Origin of the sequence: Streptomyces sp. NBC_00984, assembly GCF_045162475.1 — a bacterium.
Classification (GTDB): Bacteria; Actinomycetota; Actinomycetes; order Streptomycetales; family Streptomycetaceae; genus Streptomyces.
The window spans coordinates 8035974-8056673 of record NZ_CP108734.1 but is presented as its reverse complement, the minus strand read 5'-3'; the positions used below and the strand labels follow the sequence as shown (position 1 = coordinate 8056673).

The 20700-nt window shown below is 73.3% G+C and carries 2 protein-coding genes (1 of these 2 cut by a window edge); both read right to left on the bottom strand.

All coding sequences use genetic code 11. The annotated features are described in order from the left end of the window. Window positions 1-15712, bottom strand: the 5' portion of a protein-coding gene (locus tag OG520_RS35850) for an amino acid adenylation domain-containing protein (protein ID WP_406015874.1). 6341 nt of this gene lie to the left of the window's left edge; 15712 of the gene's 22053 nt are visible here — the first part of the coding sequence; it begins with the start codon at window positions 15710-15712; its stop codon lies beyond the left edge, outside the window. Next, window positions 15709-20700 (bottom strand): amino acid adenylation domain-containing protein, encoded by a 4992-nt coding sequence (locus OG520_RS35845; RefSeq protein ID WP_406015873.1) that lies wholly within the window; start codon window positions 20698-20700, stop codon window positions 15709-15711. Before OG520_RS35845 ends, OG520_RS35850 begins: the two co-directional genes overlap by 4 nt.

Below are 20700 nucleotides of genomic sequence, written 5' to 3'. Positions count from 1 at the left end.
CATCCAGCACCACGAACGCCGACGGCACCATGTACGCCGGCAACCACCGGGCACACCACCGCGCAAGCACCTCCGCCGACGAAACCCCCACCCCCACCACCGGCACCACATAACCCACCAGCCGAACACCCGAACCATCATCGTCCCGGGCCACCACCACCGCCTCACCCACCGACGGCTCCGCCGCCAGCACCACCTCCACCTCACCCGGCTCGATCCGGTACCCCCGAACCTTCACCTGCTGATCCCGACGCCCCACGAACTCCAGCACACCATCAGCCCGACGCCGCGCCAGATCACCACTGCGATACATCCGCGAACCCGCCACACCGAACAGATCCGGCACAAAACACTCCGCCGTCAACCGCGGCGAAGAATACCCACGAGCCACACCCGCACCCGCCACACAGATCTCCCCGACCACACCCACCGGAACGAGGTTGCCCTCCTCGTCCACCAGGTGCAGGCGCTGTTCGCTGAGCGGCCGGCCGATCGCGTTGCCGGCGTCCTGGGCGAAGTCCTTGCGGGTCAGGCGGTGGTAGGTGCTGTAGACGGTGGTCTCGGTGATCCCGTACATGTTCACCAGCGCGGTACGGCTCAGGCTGCGCCGCCCGACCCAGGGGGCGAGCGCCGGGATGTCCAGCCGCTCGCCGGCGAAGACCACCGCGCGCAGGGCCAGTGCCTTGATCCGCGGGTCACCGTCGCGGGCAGCCGCCGCCAGGGCGCGGAAGGCCGACGGCGTCTGGTAGAGAACCGTGACCTCCTCGTCCACCAGCAGGTCGAGCAGGTCGTCGGGCGAGCGGGTGGTCTCGGTGCCGACCACCACGACGCGGCTGCCGTTGCCCAGCGCGGCCCAGAGCTCGAAGACCGAGACGTCGAAGGCGTACGAGTGGCTCATGCAGGACACGTCCGACTCGTCGAACGCGTAGTGTTCCTGGGCGCTGACGATCAGCTGGACCACCGTGCGGTGGGGCACCTGGACACCCTTGGGCAGACCGGTCGAGCCCGAGGTGTACATGGCGTACGCGAGGTTGTCGCCGCTGATCGCGGTCTCGGGAGCCGTCGCGGGCCGGGCGGCGAGCAGCGCCGCCTCGGCGGGCTCGTCCAGGACTACCAGCGGGCCGTCGAAGAACTCGCGGACCAGCGGCTCCAGCGCGCGGACGGTGACGACCAGTGCGGCCTTCGCGTCCGCGGCGATGTGGCCGAGCCGGCTCGCGGGCGCCGCGGGGTCGAGTGGCAGGTACGCGCCGCCGGACTTGAGGACGCCCAGCAGGCTGGGGACGAGGTGCTGGTCGCGCTCCAGGCAGAGGCCGACCAGCCGCTCCGGCCGCGTGCCCAGCTCGATCAGGCGGTGCGCCAGCCGGTTGGCCCGCTCGTCCAGCTCGCGGTAGGTCAGCGTGCTGCCCTGCGCGGTGACCGCCGGCTCGTCCGGCAGCTCGGCCACCTGGGCGGCGAACAGCCGCACCAGCGTGCTGTCGGCGGAGTCCGCGCCGGCACCGGAACCGTCCTCGGAAAGCAGCCGGGCCTTCTCCTCGGCCGGCAGGTAGACCGCCGTGGCGTCCCCGTCCTCGTTGATCGCCATACCTTCCAAGACCTCGCGGTACATGACGGTGATCCTTTCCATGCCAGCCGGACTGATCACGGCCGAGTGGCTGCTGAGGTGCAGACGGCTTCCACGGTTGTGGACGGTCAGACCGATGCCGGTCTCGACCGGGGCGTTGCTGATGCGCCGCCCGGTGTCCACGACCTCGTCGTCGACCAGATGGAAGTCGAGGTAGTTGAAGTAGACGTTCACCAGTCGGCCGCCACCCCCGGCCCGCTGGATCAGAGGCATCGGGTACCGGCGGTGCGGCCAGAGCTCGACCTCGCGGGCATAGACCCGCTGGACCAGCTCCCGCCAGGTGCGCGCGCCTCGGTCCATGGGGAACGGGACGGTGTTGAGGTACATGCCGGGCACCCGCTCGGCGCCGAGCATCTCGACCCGGGTGTCGCAGACCAGCCCGGAATGGAACGCGTGGACGTCGGTGAGCTGGCTCATCACCTTCAGGTGCGCGGCGTGCAGGACCGACTTGAGAGAGACCTCGGCCCTGGACGCGAGCGCCCGCAGGCCGGCTTCCAGGTCCTCGAACGGGACCTTGCCGTAGACCGGCGTCGGCTCGGCCCCGGGGCTCGCCCCGAGCCCGGTCAGGCTGAGCGGGCTGTACCCGGAGACGATCCCGCGCCAGTAGTCGTGCTGCTCCTGGTCGGCGATCGCGGCCACCTCGCCGGCCACCGTGTCGGCGAAACGGACGGCGGGCAGTTCGGCCGGCTCGGGGTCCTGACCGGCGCGCAGCGCGCGGTAGACCCGCAGCAGCTCCATCAGGACGAGGTGGTAGCTCCAGCCCTCGGTGACGGCGTGGCACTGGGTGAAGGTCAGCCACCAGGCCTCATCGCTCTCCACGTGAACGTGGATCCGCAACAGCGGCGCGGTGTCGAGGTCGAACGGCCGGGACCGCTGGTCCTGGACGTAACCCTGGAGTTCGGCGACCGCCGCCTCCTGGCCCAGCCCGCGCAGGTCCGCGCCGGCGACCGGGATGCGCGACTGGGCGTGGACGACCTGCATCGGCACCGAGTAACCGTTCAGCTGGATCGAGGTGCGCAGCACCTCGTGCCGCGCGGAGAGCAGGTCCGCCGCCTCGCGCAGGGTGTCGAGCGCGAAGGAGCTCTCGTCCTTGATCCGGAAGCTGTTGACGATGTGGTAGACGCTCCGGTCGCTGTCGGCGAGCATCTCGACGAGCATGCCGAGCTGGTTCTGCGTCAGCGGGTAGGCGTCGACCGCGTCCGCGGGCAGCGCCGCCCGGTCCTGTTCCGTGATGAGCGCGAACGGCGCGACGGTGGCCACGGCGTCCTCCGCCAGCCTCGGCCGCAGGGCCAGCACCTCGGCGAGCCGGGCGACCGTACGGAACTCGAAGACGTCGCGGACGGTGGCGTCCAGGCCCTCGGCGCGGGCCCGGCCCACCAGCGCGACGGCGATCAGCGAGTCGCCGCCGAGGTCGAAGAAGTTGTCCTCGATCCCGACCTCCGGAACATGCAGCGCCTCGCTCCAGAGGTCGCACAGGCGGCGCTCGACGGCGTTGCGCGGCGCGATCGAGGCCACGCCCGCGAAGTGCTCCGCGCCGGGCTCGGGCAGGGCGCGCCGGTCGGTCTTGCCGTTCGGGGTCAGCGGGAGCGACTCCATCGCCACGAAAGCCGCGGGGACCATGTGCAGCGGCAACCGGTCGGTGAGCCAGGCGCGCAGCTCGGTCGGCGCCGGGGCCTGGTCGGCCGCCGGAACCAGGTAGGCCACGAGCCGCTTGCGCTCGCTCTCGGCGTCGGCGCCGCGCAGCAGGACCACGGCGATGCCGACGGCCGGGTGCGCGGCCAGCGAGGCCTCGATCTCGCCCAACTCGACGCGCTGCCCGTTCACCTTGACCTGGTCGTCGACCCGGTCGAGGAACTCCAGCTGTCCGTCCGCGCGCAGGCAGACCAGGTCGCCGGTGCGGTAGAGCCGGGTGCCCGGCTCGCCCCACGGGTCGGGGACGAAGCGCTCGGCGGTGAGCCCCGGGCGGCCGATGTAGCCGCGGCTCACGCCGACGCCGCCCGCGTGGAGCTCGCCCGGCACGCCGACCGGGACGAGCTCGCCGGCCTCGTCGAGCACGTAGAGGGTCGTGTTGCGCACGGCCCGGCCGATCGGTACCCGGATCCCCTCGGCCTCGCCGGCCTCGGTCAGGATCGCGTGGGTGATGTCGTCGGAGCACTCCGTCGGGCCGTAGGCGTTGACCATCGGCACCTGCGGGAACCGAGAGAACCAGCGCACGCACAGCTCGGGCGGAAGGGCCTCGCCGGTGACCACCAGGCGGCGCAGCGCGGGCAGTTCCGGAGCCGGAGTGCCGGCGTCCCAGACGTCGAGCGCGGCGCGCAGCACCGAGGGCACCACTTCGAGCACGGTGACGCCGTCGCGGACGACCCGGTCGAACAGGGCTACCGGGTCGGCGGCGGCCTCGGAGCCGATCACGCTCACGGACCCGCCGACCACGAGGGCGACGAGCATCTGCCAGACCGAGACGTCGAAGCTCAGCGGGGCGTTCTGGGCGACGACGTCGCTGCCCGTCAGCTCCAGGTCCTCGACCTTGGCGAGCAGGTGGTTGCCCATGCCGCGGTGGTGCACCATCACGCCCTTGGGGCGGCCGGTGGAACCGGAGGTGTAGATCACATAAGCCAGGTTGTCGAGCGTGACGTGCGGGGTCGGGGCGGTCGCGGGCCGGAAGGCCCACTCCTCGGCGCGGTCGAGCCCGATGATCCGCCGGCCCTCGCGGCCCGCCGGGTCGTCGGAGCGGTCGGCGATCAGCAGCCGGACGCCCGAGTCGTCGAGCAGGTAGGCCTTGCGCTCGTCGGGCAGGTGCGGGTCCACCGGCAGGTAGGCGCCGCCGGTCTTGAGCACCGCGAGCACCGCGACGAGCTGCTCGACCGAGCGCTCGGCGAGCAGGCCGACGACGCTCTCCGGCCCCGTCCCGAGCGAGATGAGGTGGTGCGCGAGCCGGTTGGCGCGCGCGTCCACCTCGGCGTAGCTCAGCTGCTGCCGGCCGTCGCGGACGGCAAGCGCCTGCGGGCGCTCGGCGGCGAAGCGGGTGAACGTCGCCACGGCGTCGAGGTCGACGGGCTCGCGGGCGGTGTCCGTCCACAGCTCCAGCAGGTTGCGGCGGTCCTCCTCGGGCAGCAGAGCGCCCTGCGGCGAGCCGTCGGCGTCGGCCGCGATCGTGGCCAGCACCGCGCGGTACATCGCGGCCAGGCGAGCGGCCGCCTCCCGGCTCATCACCTGGGTGTTCGTGCTGAGCGATATGTGCAGCGGCGAGCAGTTGACGGTGAGGGCGAAGTCGTTCTGCGAGTCGCCGATCCGCGGCCCGTCACCGACCGCCTCCTCCTGCTTCGCGAAGTCGAAGTAGTTGAAGACGACGTTGAACAGCGCCTCGCCGCCGGCGTCCGGGCGCAGCCGGGCGATGGCCGGCATCGGGTGGTGCCGGTGCGTCCAGGCCGCGGCCTCCCGGTCGAAGGCCGTTCGGACCAGCCGCAACCAGGTGTCCGGCAGGGCGTCCACGGCGAACGGCACCGTGTTGAGGTGCATGCCGTACACGCGCTCGGCGCCGGTCAGCTCCGGGCGGGCGTCGGTGACCAGGCCGAAGTAGCGGCCGGGCTCGTTGGCCAGCTGGGACATGACCTTGGTGTGCGCGGCGAGCAGCACGCTCTTGACGGAGGTGCGGGCCCGGGAGGCGACCGCCTGGAGCGCCTCGGCCAGATCGGGGAAGTCGATCCGCTGGTCGTAGGCCTCGGACGGCCCGCCGGTGTGCGCCCAGGTCGCGGGCAGGCCGACCGGGGAACGCTCGGCGATCACCTGCTGCCAGTGGGCGCGGTCCTCCTCGGAGTCCAGGGACCGCAGTTCGGCGGCGATGAAGTCGGCGTACCGGGCACCTGTCGGCTCCCCGACCGGCTCGGCCGTGTCCTCCGCACCGCCGGCGCGCAGCTTGCGGTAGGCGGCCAGCAGCTCGGTGACCAGGCTGTGGCGGGCCCAGCCCTCGTGGGTGGCGTGCGGCTGGACCAGCGTCAGCCACCAGCCGTCCTCGCCGTCGAGGACCACCGCGACCCGCAGCAGCGGGGCGGCGGACAGGTCGAACGGCGCGGCCCGCTCTCGCTTCAGCAGGCCCTCGAGCCCTTCGCGCCGCTCGTGCACGGTCAGCGGGACCTCGGCGCTCGCGTGCACCAGCTGCATCGGCTCGGAGAATCCGGTCAGGTGCATGGAGGTGCGCAACATCTCGTGCCGGGCGACGACGGCGGCGAGCGCCGCGCGGAACGCGTGCTCGTCGAAGGGCTGCCGGTCCGGGACGCGCTGCGAGCCGACGCTGTGGTAGGTCGAGCCGTCCTCGCTCGCCAGCATCTCGACCAGCATGCCGGTCTGGATCCGGGAGAGCGGGTAGGCGTCCACCACGTCGGCGGGCACCCTGGCCCGGTCCCCGGCGGAGACCAGCGCGAACGGGGCGACCGGGGTCAGGGCCCCGGCCGGGGCGGTGCGCTCGGCGAGTGCCCGGCTGCTGCCGGTCACGGTGCCGTGCTCGAAGAGGTCGCGGACCTGGGCGTCCAGGCCCTCCGCGCGCAGGGCGCTGATCAGCGCGATCGCCTTGATCGAGTCGCCGCCGATCTCGAAGAACCGGTCCTCGACGCCGACCCTCGGCACCCCGAGGACGGCCGCCCAGACCGCCGCGACCCGTTGCTCCAGCGGGGTGCGCGGGGCGGTGTGGGCGCGCTCCGCCACGTTCTGGGCGTCGGGCAGGGCCTTGCGGTCCAGCTTGCCGTTGGCGGTCAGCGGCAGCACGTCCATCGGGACGAACACCGCCGGAACCATGTACTCGGGCAGCACCTCGGCGCAGTGGGCGGCCAGCTCGGCCGCGCCGGCCTCGCCGACCACGTACGCCACCAGGCGCAGGTCCCCGGCCGGCGAGGCGGCCGCGATCACCGCCGCGTCGCGGACCTCGGGGTGGGAGCGCAGTGCGGCGGCCACCTCGCCGAGTTCGATCCGGTGACCGCGGATCTTCACCTGGTCGTCCAGGCGACCGAGGAACCTGACGTTCCCGTCGGCGTCCCGGCAGGCAAGGTCGCCGGTGCGGTACATCCGCGAACCGTCGGCCCGGAAGGGGTCGGGGAGGAACCGCTCGGCGGTCGGCCCGGGCCGCCGGCGGTAGCCGCGGGCGACACCGGTGCCGACCACGAACAGCTCGCCGGGCACGCCGTCGGGCACCGGCTGGAGGTTGTCGTCGAGGACGTACATGCCCATGTTGGGCAGTGGCTTGCCGATCGGCACCACGCCGGCCGGGACCGGGAGCGACAGCGGGTTGACGCAGGTACCGACAGAGGCTTCCGTCGGGCCGTACTCGTTGACCAGGCGGCCGTCGCCGAGCCACTCGGCCCATCGTCCGGCCAGCACGCCGGACAGGGCCTCGCCGGCCACCACGACGACACCGGCCAGGTCACGGGCCTGCTCCGCGGTGATCTGCCCGGTCAGGATCTCAAGGTGACCGGGGGTCAGCTTGAGGAAGGAGTACGGGGCACCGGCCAGCAGCTCGCGGCCGAGGTCCGACAGGTCCGGGCCGGCAGGCAGCATCCGCACCGGGTCGCCGGTCAGCAGCGGCGCCCACAGATTGGGCACCACCAGGTCGAAGGCGACCGAGGAGAACAGCGCCGATCCACCCCGGCTCGCCCCGCAGAGGTCGCGGGCCGCCCAGCCGAGGTGGTTGGCCAGGCCCTCGTGGGTGATCTCGACGCCCTTCGGCCGACCGGTCGAGCCCGAGGTGTAGATGACGTAGGCGAGATCCTGCGGATCCAACAGGTGGGCGCCGGCCGGACGGTCGGTGCCGACCGGGGCCGGTGCGTCCGCGAGCACCAGGGGACCGGGGAAGGCGGCGCCCAGCTGCTCGGCGTGGTGCGACTGGGTGACGGCTGCCGCGGCGCCGGCATCGGTCAGCACCGTGCCCCAGCGTTTGGCCGGGTAGGACGGGTCCAGCGGCAGGTAGGCCGCGCCCGCCCGCCAGATGCCCAGCAGGGTGGGCAGCAGGTCGAGGCCGTGGTCCACGACCACGCCGACCATCGAGCCCGGCGCGACCGCGGCAGCCCGCAGCCTCTCGGCGACCGCGTCGGCCGAGGCGAGCAGCTGCGCGTAGGAGAGCGTCCGCTCCCCCGCGACGACGGCCACCGCGTCGGGGGTGCGTGCGGCCTGGGCCGCGATCCGCGCGGGCACGCTCTGCCGGCCGAAGTCGGCGCTCTCGCCCCACTCCTCGACGCCCATCGCGTCGGCCGACAGGTAGACCGCCTGGGCGTCGCCGTCGGGGCCGGCCGCCATCGACTCCAGCACCACGCGGTACATCGCGGCCAGGTGGTCGGCACGTTCCTGGGTCATGGTGTGCGAGTCGGTGCGGAGCGTCAGGACGTTGTCGAGGGTGGTGACGCCGAGCGCGAACTCGGTGGCGCTGGTGTTGATCCCGGTGCTCTCGTCGGTGATGTCCTCGAGATCCGCGCCGGAGAAGTCCAGGTAGCTGAAGAAGGCTTCCAGGACGCGGTCGCCCTCGGCCAGCTCGGTCTGGATGGCGGGCATCGGGAAGTACCGGTGCTCCCACATCCGGGCCTCGCCCTCGAACACCGAGGCGACCAGCTCGCGCCAGGTGCGCGCGGAGCGGTCGTGCCCGAACGGCACGGTGTTGAGCAGCATGCCCAGCACCCGGTCGGCACCGGCCGTCTCCGGGCGGGTGTGGCAGACCACACCGGTCTGGAACGAGGTCTCGTGGGTGAGCTGGCTCATCACCTTCAGGTGGGCGGCCAGCAGCACGCTCTTGAGCGAGACGCCCGCGTCGCGGGCCAGGGCGCGCAGCCCTGGTTCGAGGTCGGTGAAGCGCAGGCCCGCGCGGACCTTGGCGCGCGGCGCGGTGGTGTCGCCCTGCCAGGTCTCCGGGAAGGTGAGCCGGGCCCGGTTGCCGACGATCTCCTGCCAGTACGCACGGGAGTCCGCCGAGGCCAGTGCCGCCAGCTCGGCCGCGATGGAGTCGGCGTAGCGCGCCGTCCCCGCCTCGGCCGTGGCGGGGCTCTGTCCGGCCAGGATCTGCCGGTAGCACTCGACGAGTTCGGTCAGCAGGAGGTGGTAGCTCCAGCCGTCGAGCAGCGCGTGGCTCTTGGTGAAGGTGCAGCGCCAGGTGGCCTCGTCCTCGGTGTGGACGAAGATCCGCAGCATCGGCTTGCCGGACTGGAGGTCGAAGGCGCGGTCCTGCTCGGCGACGACGAAGCGCTCCAGGTCGGCGCGCCGCTCCTGCTCGGAGCGGCCGGACAGGTCGGCGTATCCGACCTCGATGTCCGTCACGGCGTGGACGACCTGCATCGGCACCGAGTAGGTGTGCAAGTCGAAGGAGGTCCGCAGGATGTCGTGGCGGGCCGCCACGAGGTCCACGGTCCGGCGGAAAGCCGCCAGGTCGAACGCGACGGTGTCCGCGATGAGGAACGAGGCCACGTCGTGGTAGGAGTTGCCGACCTCGGAGGCCAGCGTCTCGACCAGCATGCCGAGCTGGTTCTGCGACAGCGGGTAGGCGTCCAGGGCCGCTGCCGGCAGCGCGGCCCGGTCGTCGGCGCCGATGAGCGCGAACGGCGCGACGGCGGTCGCGGTCGCCTCGACCGTGTCGCGGCGGCGCAGCCGCTCGGCGAGCCCGGCGACGGTGCGCGCCTCGAAGACGTCGCGCACCCCGATGTCGAGGCCGGCGGAGCGCAGCGAACCCACCAGGGAGACGGCGCGGATGGAGTCGCCGCCGAGGTCGAAGAAGCCGGTCTCGACGTCGACCTCGTCGATGCCGAGCACCTGCGACCAAACCGCGGCGACCCGCTCCTCCAGCGGGTCACCCGGCGCGCGCACGGCGCTCCGCCGGGCCTGCGCAGCCGCCTCGGGGGCGGGCAGCGCGGCACGGTCCAGCTTGCCGTTGGGGGTGAGCGGGATCGCGGCCACCGCGACGAAGGCGTCCGGGACCATGTAGGCGGGCAGGAAGGCGGCCGCGCTCGTGCGCAGCGCGGCGGTGTCGAGGGCCTCGCCGGACTCGCTCACGTAGTAGGCGGTGAGCAGTCGGCCGGCCGCGGTGGGCACTGGGGTGACCCGGGCCTGGGAGACCCCGGGCACCGCCGCGAGCACGGCCTCGATCTCGCCGGGTTCGACACGGTGGCCGCGGATCTTCACCTGCTCGTCGCGGCGGCCGAGGAAGTCGGCGTCGCCGTTCGGCAGCAGCCGGACCAGGTCGCCGGTGCGGTACAGGCGCGCACCGGGCTCGCCCCACGGGTCCGGCACGAAACGCTCGGCCGTTGGGCCGGGCCGGCCGACGTAGCCGCGGGCGAGGTGGCCGCCGCCGACGCACAGCTCGCCGACCACGCCGACGGGCACCGGCTGGAGGTGCTCGTCGAGGACGTACATCGAGGTGCCGGGGATCGGCCGGCCGATCGGGGCCGGGTCGTGTGCGAGCGCACCGGTCACGGCATACACGCTGTTGCCGACAGTTGCCTCGGTCGGGCCGTACTCGTTGACGACGCGGCCGCCGCCGAGCAGCTCGCACCAGGCCTCCGCGACGCGGGCGGACAGGCTCTCTCCGCCGACCACGAGGGTGCGGGTGAGCCCGCGTGCATCCTCGTACTGCCGGGACAGCAGCTCGAGGTGACCGGGCGTCAGCTTGAGAAAGGCGTACGGCGCCGCAGCCCACAGCGCGCGGCCCAGGTCGGCCAGGTCCAGCTCCTCTGGGAACACGTGGACCGGGCGTCCGGCCGCGAGCGCGGCCCAGAGCGTCGGCACCACGAGGTCGAAGGCGACGGAGGAGAACAGCGCGGTGCCGCCCTCCGAGTCGATGTAGTCGGTGACGGCCCAGTCGAGGTAGCCCGCCAGTGCCCGGTGGCCGATCTGCACACCCTTGGGCATGCCGGTGGAGCCGGAGGTGTAGATCACGTAGGCGAGCCGGTCCGGGGCGTCCACCCGTCCGGGGGCGGTGGCCGGCCACCGCTCCGAGGAATCCTCGCCTCCGCCGAGGGTGACGGTCGGGCAGGCCGCCCGGCCTTCCAGACGCCGCGCCCCGGCCGCGTCGGTGACCAGGACGACGGCCTCGGCGTCGGCCAGCAGGTGGGCGACCCGGCCCTCGGGGGCCGCGACGTCCAGCGGCAAGTAGGCGGCGCCCGCCTTCCAGGCGGCGAGCAGCGCGACCACCAGGTCGGCGGACCGCGGCAGCCGGACCGCGACGACCGACTCGGGGCCGGCGCCCTGCGCCCGTAGGCGGTGGGCGAGCCGGTTGGCCCGGACGTCCAGCTCGGCGAAGCTCAGTTTCTCGACGATCTCGCCGAGGACATCGCGGCCCGTGACGGCGGTCGCCGTGGGCGACTCTGCGGCGCGGCGCTCGAAGGCCACGAGCGCCTGCTCGGCGGTGGCCGTGGCGGAGGTGGCCGACCCGTCGCCGATCACCAGGGCGCGCTCGGCCTCGGGGAGGTAGGCGGCCTCGGCGTCGCCGTCCGGGTCCGCCGCCATCGCTTCGAGGACCAGGCGGAACATCGTGGCGATCCGCTCGGCGGCGGCGCGGCCGACCATGCGCGGGTTGGCGGTCAGGAAGATGTGCCCCGCCCGGGAGGAGACGGTGAGCGGGAACTCGGTCGGGCTCTCGTCGTTGCCGCCCAAGCCGACCAGTTCGCCGTCGACCTGGTGGAAGTCCTGGTAGTTGAAGAAGACTTCGAACAGCCGGGAGCCCTGGCCGGAGTCCCGCACGATGGCGGGCAGCGGGTAGCCGCGGTGCGGCCAGCACGCCGCCTCCTGCCGGAAGGTCCGACGCACCAGCTCGCGCCAGGTACGGGCGGAGCGGTCGACCGCGAAGGGCAGCGTGTTCAGGTACATGCCGGCCACCCGGTCGGCGCCGAGCCGCTCGGAGCGGGCGTCGCTGACCAGGCCGACCCTGAACGCGGGCTCCTCGGTGAGCTGGCTCATCACCTTGCCGAAGGCGGCGAGCATGACGCTCTTGAACGAGGCGTCGGAGGCAACGGCCAGGGTGCGCAGCCGGCCCTCCAGGTCCGCCCACGGCGTGCGCGCGGCCACCGGGGTGCCGGCGTCCGCGGCCTGGTCGCCCCATTCCTGGGGCAGCACGAAACCGGCCGTCCGGCCGACCAGGTCCATCCAGTGGGCGCGGCTTTCCTCGTTCGCCAGGACGGCCTGCTCGGCCGCGATGAAGTCGGCGAAGCGCAGGCCCGGCGCCTCGTACGGCGCGGGCTCCACGCCGTCGCGCAGGTCGCGGTGGAGCGCCAGCAGCTCCATCAGCAGGGAGTGGTGGCTCCAGCCCTCCAGCACCGCGTGGCACTCGGTGACGGAGAGCTGGTAGCCGCCGTCGGTCACGTGGACGAAGAAGCGGAGCAACCCGGGCACCGCGAGGTCGAACAGCTCGGCGCGATCGGCCTTGGTGAACTCCGCGAGCACGGTGGCGATTTCGTCCTGGCCCAGGCCGCGCAGGTCGCGTACGCCGAGGCCGAGGTTCGCGGAGCCGTGCACGATCTGGAGCGGCTGCGCATAGTCGGTCAGGTGCAGTGAGGTCCGCAGGATCTCGTGCCGCTGTGCGAGCACCCCCAGCGCCGTACGGAACGCCGGCTCGGAGAAGCCGCGCTCGTCGGCGATCGGGAAGGTCGTGGTGTTGTGGTACAGGTTCCCGATGCCCTCGCCGGCCTGCACTCCGCTGGAGGCGAGCATCTCGACGAGCATGCCGAGCTGGTTCTGCGACAGCGGGTAGGCATCCACCGCGCCGGCCAGCAGCCCCTCCCGGTCGACGCCGTCGAGCAGCGCGAACGGCTCGACGGCCGGCCCCTCTGCGAGCGCCTTGGCACGGCCACGGGCCGCCTCGGTCAGTGCGGCGACGGTGCGGTGTTCGAACAGGTCCCGCACGGCGACGTCGAAACCCTCCGCCCGCAACGCACCGACCACCGTGATCGCCCGGATCGAGTCACCACCGACATCGAAGAACCCGTCCCCGACACCCACCCGCTCAAGACCCAGCACCGACTGCCACACCGCGGCAACCACCCGCTCGTCCGCCGAACGCGGCGCCACGAACACACCACCACCACGCACATCACCACGCCCCGGAACCGGCAACACAGCCCGGTCCAGCTTCCCGTTCACATTCAGCGGCACCTCATCCAGCACCACGAACGCCGACGGCACCATGTACGCCGGCAACCACCGGGCACACCACCGCGCAAGCACCTCCGCCGACGAAACCCCCACCCCCACCACCGGCACCACATAACCCACCAGCCGAACACCCGAACCATCATCGTCCCGGGCCACCACCACCGCCTCACCCACCGACGGCTCCGCCGCCAGCACCACCTCCACCTCACCCGGCTCGATCCGGTACCCCCGAACCTTCACCTGCTGATCCCGACGCCCCACGAACTCCAGCACACCATCAGCCCGACGCCGCGCCAGATCACCACTGCGATACATCCGCGAACCCGCCACACCGAACAGATCCGGCACAAAACACTCCGCCGTCAACCGCGGCGAAGAATACCCACGAGCCACACCCGCACCCGCCACACAGATCTCCCCGACCACACCCACCGGAACGGCCCGGCCCTCGGCGTCGAGCAGCCGCAGCCGCAGGTCCGAGAGCGGCTCGCCGATCCGGTTGGGCGCGCCCGGCTCGAAGTCGGCCGCGTCCACGCGGTGGTAGGTGCTGTGCACCGTGGTCTCGGTGATCCCGTACATGTTGGCGAGCACCACGCGCCCGTCCAGGCCCATCCGCTCGGCCCACGGGGCCAGCTCGCGGACCTCCAGCTTCTCGCCGGCGAAGACCACCAGGCGCAGCGCGAGTTCGTCGAGCCGCGGGTCCGCCTCGCGGGCGGCGGCGACCAGGCCGCGGAAGGCCGACGGCGTCTGGGAGAGCACGGTGACACCGGTGGCGACGAGGGTGCACAGCAGGTCCTCGGGCGAACGCACGGCCTCCTCGGAGACCAGGACGAGCCGGGCGCCGTGCGCGTAGGCCGCCCACATCTCGAAGACGGAGACGTCGAAGGCGTACGAGTGGGTCATGCTGAACACGTCCGACTCGTCGAACGCGTAGTGTTCCTGGGCGGTCGCCAGGAGCCGCGCCACGTTGGCATGACTCACCCGGACGCCCTTGGGACGGCCGGTCGAGCCGGAGGTGTAGATCGTGTAGGCGAGGTTGTCCGGGTGGACCTCGGCCTGCGGGTTCTCGGCCGGTTCGGCCACGATCGCCGGGGCGTCGGCCCCGTCGAGCTCGACCACCACACCGCCGAAGCAGGTCCGCAGCTTCGGGGCCAGCCGGGCTGTCGTCAGCACGATCCCGGCCCGAGCGTCGGTCAGCACGTACTCCAGCCGGTCGACCGGCAGCGACGGGTCCAGCGGCAGGTATGCGGCACCCGACTTGAGCACCCCGAGCAGGGCGGGGATCATCTGTGCGTCGCGCTCCAGCAGTACGCCGACGGACCGCTCCGGCCCGGCGCCGAGGGCGCGCAGGCGGTGGGCGAGCCGGTTGGCCCGCTCGTTCACGTCCTGGTAGCCGAAGGCCTGCTCGCCGACGACCAGGGCGACGGCCTCCGGGCTCTTCGCCGCGGCGGCCTCGAACAGCTGGTGCAGACCGGTCGGCACGGTGGCGGCCGGCAGCGACCGGGCGTCCGCCGTCAGTGCGGCCTCCGTCTCGTCCAGGAAGACGGCGGTGCGGACGGCGGCCGACGGCTCGGTGGTGCAACGGTCCAGCAGGCGCAGGAAGTGCCGGGCGAAGCGCTGGACGGTCTGCTCGTCGAAGAGCGAGGCGGCGAAGACGAAGCCGGCGCCCATCGCGCCGGTCCGCACGCCGGAGACCTGGAGGGCCAGGTCGCACTTGGCGATGCCCGCGCCGGCCTCCAGCGCGGAGGCGGCGACGTCGCCGAAGGCGAGGCCGTCGGCGCGCTCGTGGTGCATCGTGAAGGCGACCTGGTACAGCGGGGTGCGCGACAGGTCGCGCTGCGGCTCCAGCTCGTCCACCAGGCGGGCAAAGGGGATCTGCTGGTGATCGAAGGCCTCCAGCACGGTGGCGGCATTGCCGCGCACCAGCTCGTCGAAGCTCCGGTCTTCGGTCCAACGGCCGCGCAGGACCAGGCTGTTGATGCAGTAGCCGATCAGACCACGCAGCTGCGCGGCGTCCCGGCCGGAGACGACGGTGCCCACGGCCACGTCCTGGACGCCGGTATAGCGCGAGAGCAGGAGCTGGTACGTGGTCAGCAGCACCGCGAACGGCGTCGTGCCCCGGTGGCGGGCGTACTGCCGGACCCGGTTCGCCAGGTCCTCGGGAACGGTGAACCGAACCTGCCCGCCGACGTGGTCACGCACGGCTGGGCGGGGGCGGTCGGTGGGCAGATCGATCGGCTCGACCCCGTCCAGCCGACTACGCCAGTAGGCGAGGTCGGACTCCGCATCGGCACTGCCTGCCCGCGCGCGCTGCCAGGCCGCGTAGTCGGCGTACTGGATGGTCGGCTCGGGCAGTTGCGGCTCGGTGCCGCCGAGCACCGCCGTGTAGACGGCGGCGAGTTCAGTGGCGAAGACGCCGGTGGACCAAGCGTCGCAGGCGATGTGATGGAAGGCGACGGCGAGGATCGCCTCGTCGTCGGCGACCCGGATCAGCGAGCCGCGCAACGGCAGTTCGGCCGCGAGGTCGAAGGGGCGCGCGAACTCGTGGTCGAGCGCCGCGCGCGCTTCGGCCTCGCGCCGCTCGGCGGGCGCCTCGCGCAAGTCGATCACGGCGGGCGCGGCCGGTACCTCGTCGGTCACCAGCTGGGCCGGCTCGCCGTCCACCGTCGCGTAGCGGGAGCGCAGGATCTCGTGGCGCGAGAACACGAATCGCCAGGCGGCGGCCAGCGCGTCCTCGTCCAGGGCGCCGCGCAGGCGCAGTGCCAGCGGCACGACGTACTCGCTGCTCTCCGGATCCAGCCGGTTGAGGAACCACATCTGCTGCTGACCGTCACCCAGCCGCAGCGGGCGGGACCGGTCGGCCCGGGGGAACGCCTCGCGGCGCGCGGCCTCGGCGGCCTGCAGCCTCGCGCGGAACAAGTCCTCGCGGGAGGTGGGCTGAGTACCGCGCACCGGCGCCGGCTCGACCAAGTCGTTCACGCGTTGTGTCCCTTCAGGGAGTCCGGGCCCGCGCCCCGCGCGGCGTCGTCCTGGCGGATCATGTCTTCGATCATCCGGGCCATTTCGGCGATCGTGGGCGCCTCGAAGACGTTGCGCACCCCGATCTGGAGCTGGAAGGTCTCACGGAGCCGGGCCACCAGCTGGATCGCGAGGATCGAGCTGCCGCCGGCCTGGAAGAAGTCCTCCTCGATTCCGACCGGCCCGCCCAGCAGGTTCTGCCAGATCTCGAAGATCAGTTGCTCGCCGAGGTCACGCGGGCCGGTGGGGGCACCGGCCGCGGCCTTGGCTTCGGGCTCGGGCAGGGCCGAGCGGTCGAGCTTGCCGTTGGCGTTGAGCGGGATCCGGTCGAGCATCGTGAAGGCGGCCGGAACCATGTACTCGGGCAGCGCCTGCGCACAGTGCGCCGCCAGCTCCGTGGCGGCGGAGGCCGGCTGCGCCGGGTCGGCGAGCACGCAGTAGGCGGCGAGTTGGAGCTCGCCGGAGGGCCTCGACACCGGGACCACGGCCGCGTCCCGCACCGCCGGGTGTTCCAGCAGCACCGAGCGGACCTCGCCTGGCTCGACCCGGAAGCCGCGGATCTTGACCTGCTCGTCGATCCGGCCGACGAACTCCATCTGGCCGTGCACCGTCCAGCGCGCCAGGTCGCCGGTGCGGTAGAGGCGGGCTCCGGGGGCGCCGAGCGGGTCGGGCAGGAAGCGTTCGGCGGTCAGGCCGGGCCGGCCGTGGTAGCCGCGCCCCACCCCGGCGCCACCGACGTGGAGTTCGCCGATCACGCCGACCGGGACCGGCCGCATCCGCTCGTCGAGCACCCGCATGACCATGCCGGGCAGCGGCCGGCCGATCGGCACCTCGTCGCCGGGCACCGGGTTGTCCACCGGGAACACGCAGGTGCCGACGGAGGTCTCGGTGGGGCCGTACTCGTTGATCAGCCGGCCGTCGCCGAGGGCTGCGGCCCAGGGGCGGGCCAGCGCCGCGGGCAGCCGCTCGCCGGCCGCGACGATCAGGCCCTGCTCGCCCACGAGTTCGACACAGCGCCGGGGGCCGAGCCGGTCGGTGAGCACCTGCAGGTGGCTCGGCGTCAGCTTGAGGAAGCCGAACGGACCGGCCTTGGTCAGGTGGTCGCCGAGCTCGTAGAGGTCGCCGTCCTCGGCCTGCAGCCAGACCCGCTCACCCGTGGCCAGTGGCGCCCAGACGTTCGGCACCACCAGGTCGAAGGCGATCGAGGAGAACAGCGCGCCACCACCGGGCGCGGCTTCGACGAGGGTGCGCGCGGCCCACTGGACGTGGTTGGCCAGGCCGCGGTGGGTGACCTCGACGCCCTTGGGGCGACCGGTCGAACCCGAGGTGAAGATGAGGTAGGCGAGTCGGTCGAGGTCGTCCGCGGCCGGGGCGAGCGGTTCGCAGGCCTCGATCGCGGCCTGCTCCCGGGCGACGTCCAGCACCGTCCAGGAGTCCGCGGCCGCGGCGAACCGCTCGGCGTTCGGCCCGTCGGCGAGCAGCACCCGGGCTCCGGCGGCCTCCGCCATCCGCGCGACGCGGTCGGCCGGGAAGGCCGGGTCGACCGGCAGGTAGGCGCCGGTCGCCTTCCAGACCGCCAGCAGTGCCGCGATCAGCCGCGGCCCGCGGTCCATGGCGACGGCGACCACGTCCTCGGCGCCGACGCCGGCCGCCCGCAGCCGGCTCGCCAGCCGTCCCGCGTAGTCGTCCAGCCGGGCGTAGGTCCAAACGGTGTCCTCGCCGACGAGCGCCACCGCGTCCGGGGTCTCCGCGGCGCGCAGGGCCACCAGGGCGGGCACCGAGGCCGGCGCCGTCTCGTCCACGGCCTCGCCGGTGCCCCAGCCGTCCACGGTCCGGAACTCGGCCTCCGAGAGCAGCGGCAACTCGGCCGGCGCGACATCGGGCTCGGTCGCGGCAACCTCGAGGATCCGCAGCAGATGACCGGTCATCCGGCGCACGGTCGCCTGGTCGAACAGCGCGGTCGCGTATTCCAGGCCGCCGACCAGCGAGCCGTCGGAGCGCGGGCGCAGGATCAGGGTGAGGTCGGTGTGGGTGGCGTGCCACATCTCGGCGAGCGACTCGACCGGCGTGTCCTCGCCGATCAGGGCGTTGAAGTCGGCGTCGTGGAAGTCGAAGGCGGCCTGGAAGATCGGGGTGCGGGAGAGGTCGCGCTCGGGTGCGATCCGCTCCACCAGCCGGTCGAAGGGCAGCGACTGGTGCGCGAGCGCGGTCTTGACGGTCCGTCCGAGCCGGTGCACGGCCTCCGTGAAGGGCAGCTCCGGTTCCAGGCGGGCGCGCAGCACCAGGCTGTTGAGGAAGAAGCCGACCACGCCCTCGGTCTGCGGAAACTCCCGGCCCGCGACCGGCGTGCCGATCGGCATGTCCCAGCTGCCGCCGTGCCGGCCGAGCAGGGTGGCGAAGGCGGTGAGCAGTACGGTGAACTGGGTGGTACCGGCCTTGCGGGCGAGCCGGTTCAGGGCCTCGCTCCGCTCGGCGTCGATCTCCAGCGGGACGATCGAGCCGCGGCCGTCGCGGACCGCCGGACGCGGCCGGTCGGTGGGCAGCCGCAGCGGCGGAAGTCCTGCCAACTCCCCTGTCCAGTGGTCGAGTTCGCGCTGGGTCCGGGGGTCATTGGCGGCCTTCTGCTGCCAGACCGCGTAGTCGCCGTACTGGATCGGCAGGGCCGGCAGCTCGGGCGTGCGGCCGGCGGCGAGCACCCCGAGGAGCTCGGCGAACTCGCGCTCGAGGATGCCGGTCGACCAGCCGTCGGAGGCGATGTGGTGGATCAGCAGGCACAGCGCCCGGTCGGTCCCGGCCTCGACCAGCACCGCGCGCAGCAGCGGCCCGGTCGCCAGGTCGAAGCCCTCCCGCTGCTCGGTGCGCAGTACGCCGGGCACCGCCGCGGCGCCGCCGCGCACCACCCGCAGCCCGACGGCGGCCGGCGGGTCGACGATCTGCGCCGGGACGCCGTCGATCTCGGGGAAGCGGCTGCGCAGCGCCTCGTGCCGCTCGACCAGCAGGTCGAGCGCGCGCTGGATCGACGGCACCCCGGCGTCGGCCGGCACCGGCAGTACGAGCCCGGACACCCACTCGCCGACGCCCGAGCGCAGCCGCTCGGAGAACCAGATGCGCTGCTGGCCGGGCGAGAGCGGCAGCGGCCGGCTGCGGTCGACGGGCTTCGGGCCCGGCTCGGCAGCCGCGCCCAGCAACTCGGCCTGCGCCGCGACGGTGGTGGCGCCGAACAGCCCGCGCAGGGCAACCGTGGTGCCGGACAGCTCGCGCAGCCGGGTCACCAGGCGAGTCAGCTGCAGAGAGGTGCCGCCGAGGTCGAAGAAGTCGTCGTCGAGGCCGACCTCGTCGGCGCCCAGCACGGCGCGCCACGCTCCGGCGATCAGCTGCTCGGCCTCCGTCACCGGGGCCCGCCGCGCACCGCCCGACCCGGCGGCGGGCACCGCCAGGGCCTTGCGGTCGATCTTGCCGGTCGGCCCGAGCGGGAGCGAGGCGTGCTCGACGAAGGTGCCCGGGACCATCGCCGGGGCGAGCGCCTCGGCCAGGAAGCGGCGCAGCTCGGCGGAGCCGGCCCGCGGCGCCTCCGGGCGCAGGACGTAGTGCGCGGCCAGTCGCCTGTCGCCGTTCGAGGTCTCGTACCCGACCACCGCGGTCATCAGCACCGAGGGGTGAGCGAGCAACGCGGCCTCGATCTCAGCGGGCTCGATGCGCACGCCGTTGATCTTGAGCTGATCGTCGATCCGGCCCAGGTACTCCAGGACCCCGTCATTGCGCCAGCGCACCCGGTCGCCGGTCCGGTAGAGCCGCGAGCCGTCGCCGGCGAACGGGTCGGGGACGAAGCGCTCGGCGGTCATCGCCGGGCGACCGAGGTAGCCGCGGGCCAGACCGATGCCGCCGGCCAGGAGCTCGCCGGCCCGGCCGGGGCCGAGCGGGCGGCCCGCGGTGTCCACGACCAGGACCCGCATGCCGGTGATGGGCCGGCCGATCGGCACCGGCCCGGTGAGCGCCTCGGGGTCGACCCGGTGCGCCGTGACATCGATGGAGCACTCGGTCGGGCCGTAGGTGTTCCACACCTGGACCTCGGCCTTGCTCCGTACCGCGGAGACCAGTTCCCTGGTCAGCGGCTCGCCGGCGGAGAAGAGCAGCCGCAGCGCGTCGCAGCGCTCCCAGCCGTCCTCCTCCAGCAGCAGCCGGAGCACCGACGGCACGACCTGCAGCACGGTGGCGCGGTGGTCCGCGACGGCCCGCAGCATGGCGGCCGGGTCGGCCTCCACGCCCGCCGGCGCCAGGGCGACGGTGCCGCCGCTGATCAGCGGGGCGAACACCTCCCAGCAGTGGGCGTCGAAGGTGATCGCGGTCTTCTGCAGCACCGTGTCCTGCTCCGTCAGCTCGCACCCGCGCACCACCCAACGAACCCGGTTGGTGATGCCGCCGTGGGTGACAGCGACGCCCTTGGGCTCACCGGTCGAGCCGGAGGTGTAGATGACGTAGGCGAGGTGTCCCGCCGCCGGACCCACCTCCGGGGCCGTCGCCGGCAGGGCGTCGAGCCGCTCGGCCAGTTCGTCGAGGACGATCGGGCCGGCGCCCGCGTCCCGGACGGCCTGCGCCGATCCGGCGTCGGTGATCACCAGGCCGGCCCCGCTGTCGCCGATCAGCCGGGCCAGCCGGGCCGCCGGCAGGTCCGGGGTGAGCGGCAGGTAGCCGCCGCCGGCCCGCCAGACGCCCAGCAGCGCGACGACCAGGTCGACGCTCCGGGGCAGACGGACCCCCACCACGGTGTCCGGTGCGACCCCGGCCTCCGACAGGTAGTGGGCCAGCCGGTTGGCCCGGGCATCGAGCTCGGCGTAGCCGAGGGAGCACGTACCGTCCGTCACCGCGACCGTGTGCGGCGTCAGATCGGCCTGGCCGGCCACGAGCTGCACGAGCAGGGCGGCCTCGTCGCTCGGCACTTGCGGGTTCAT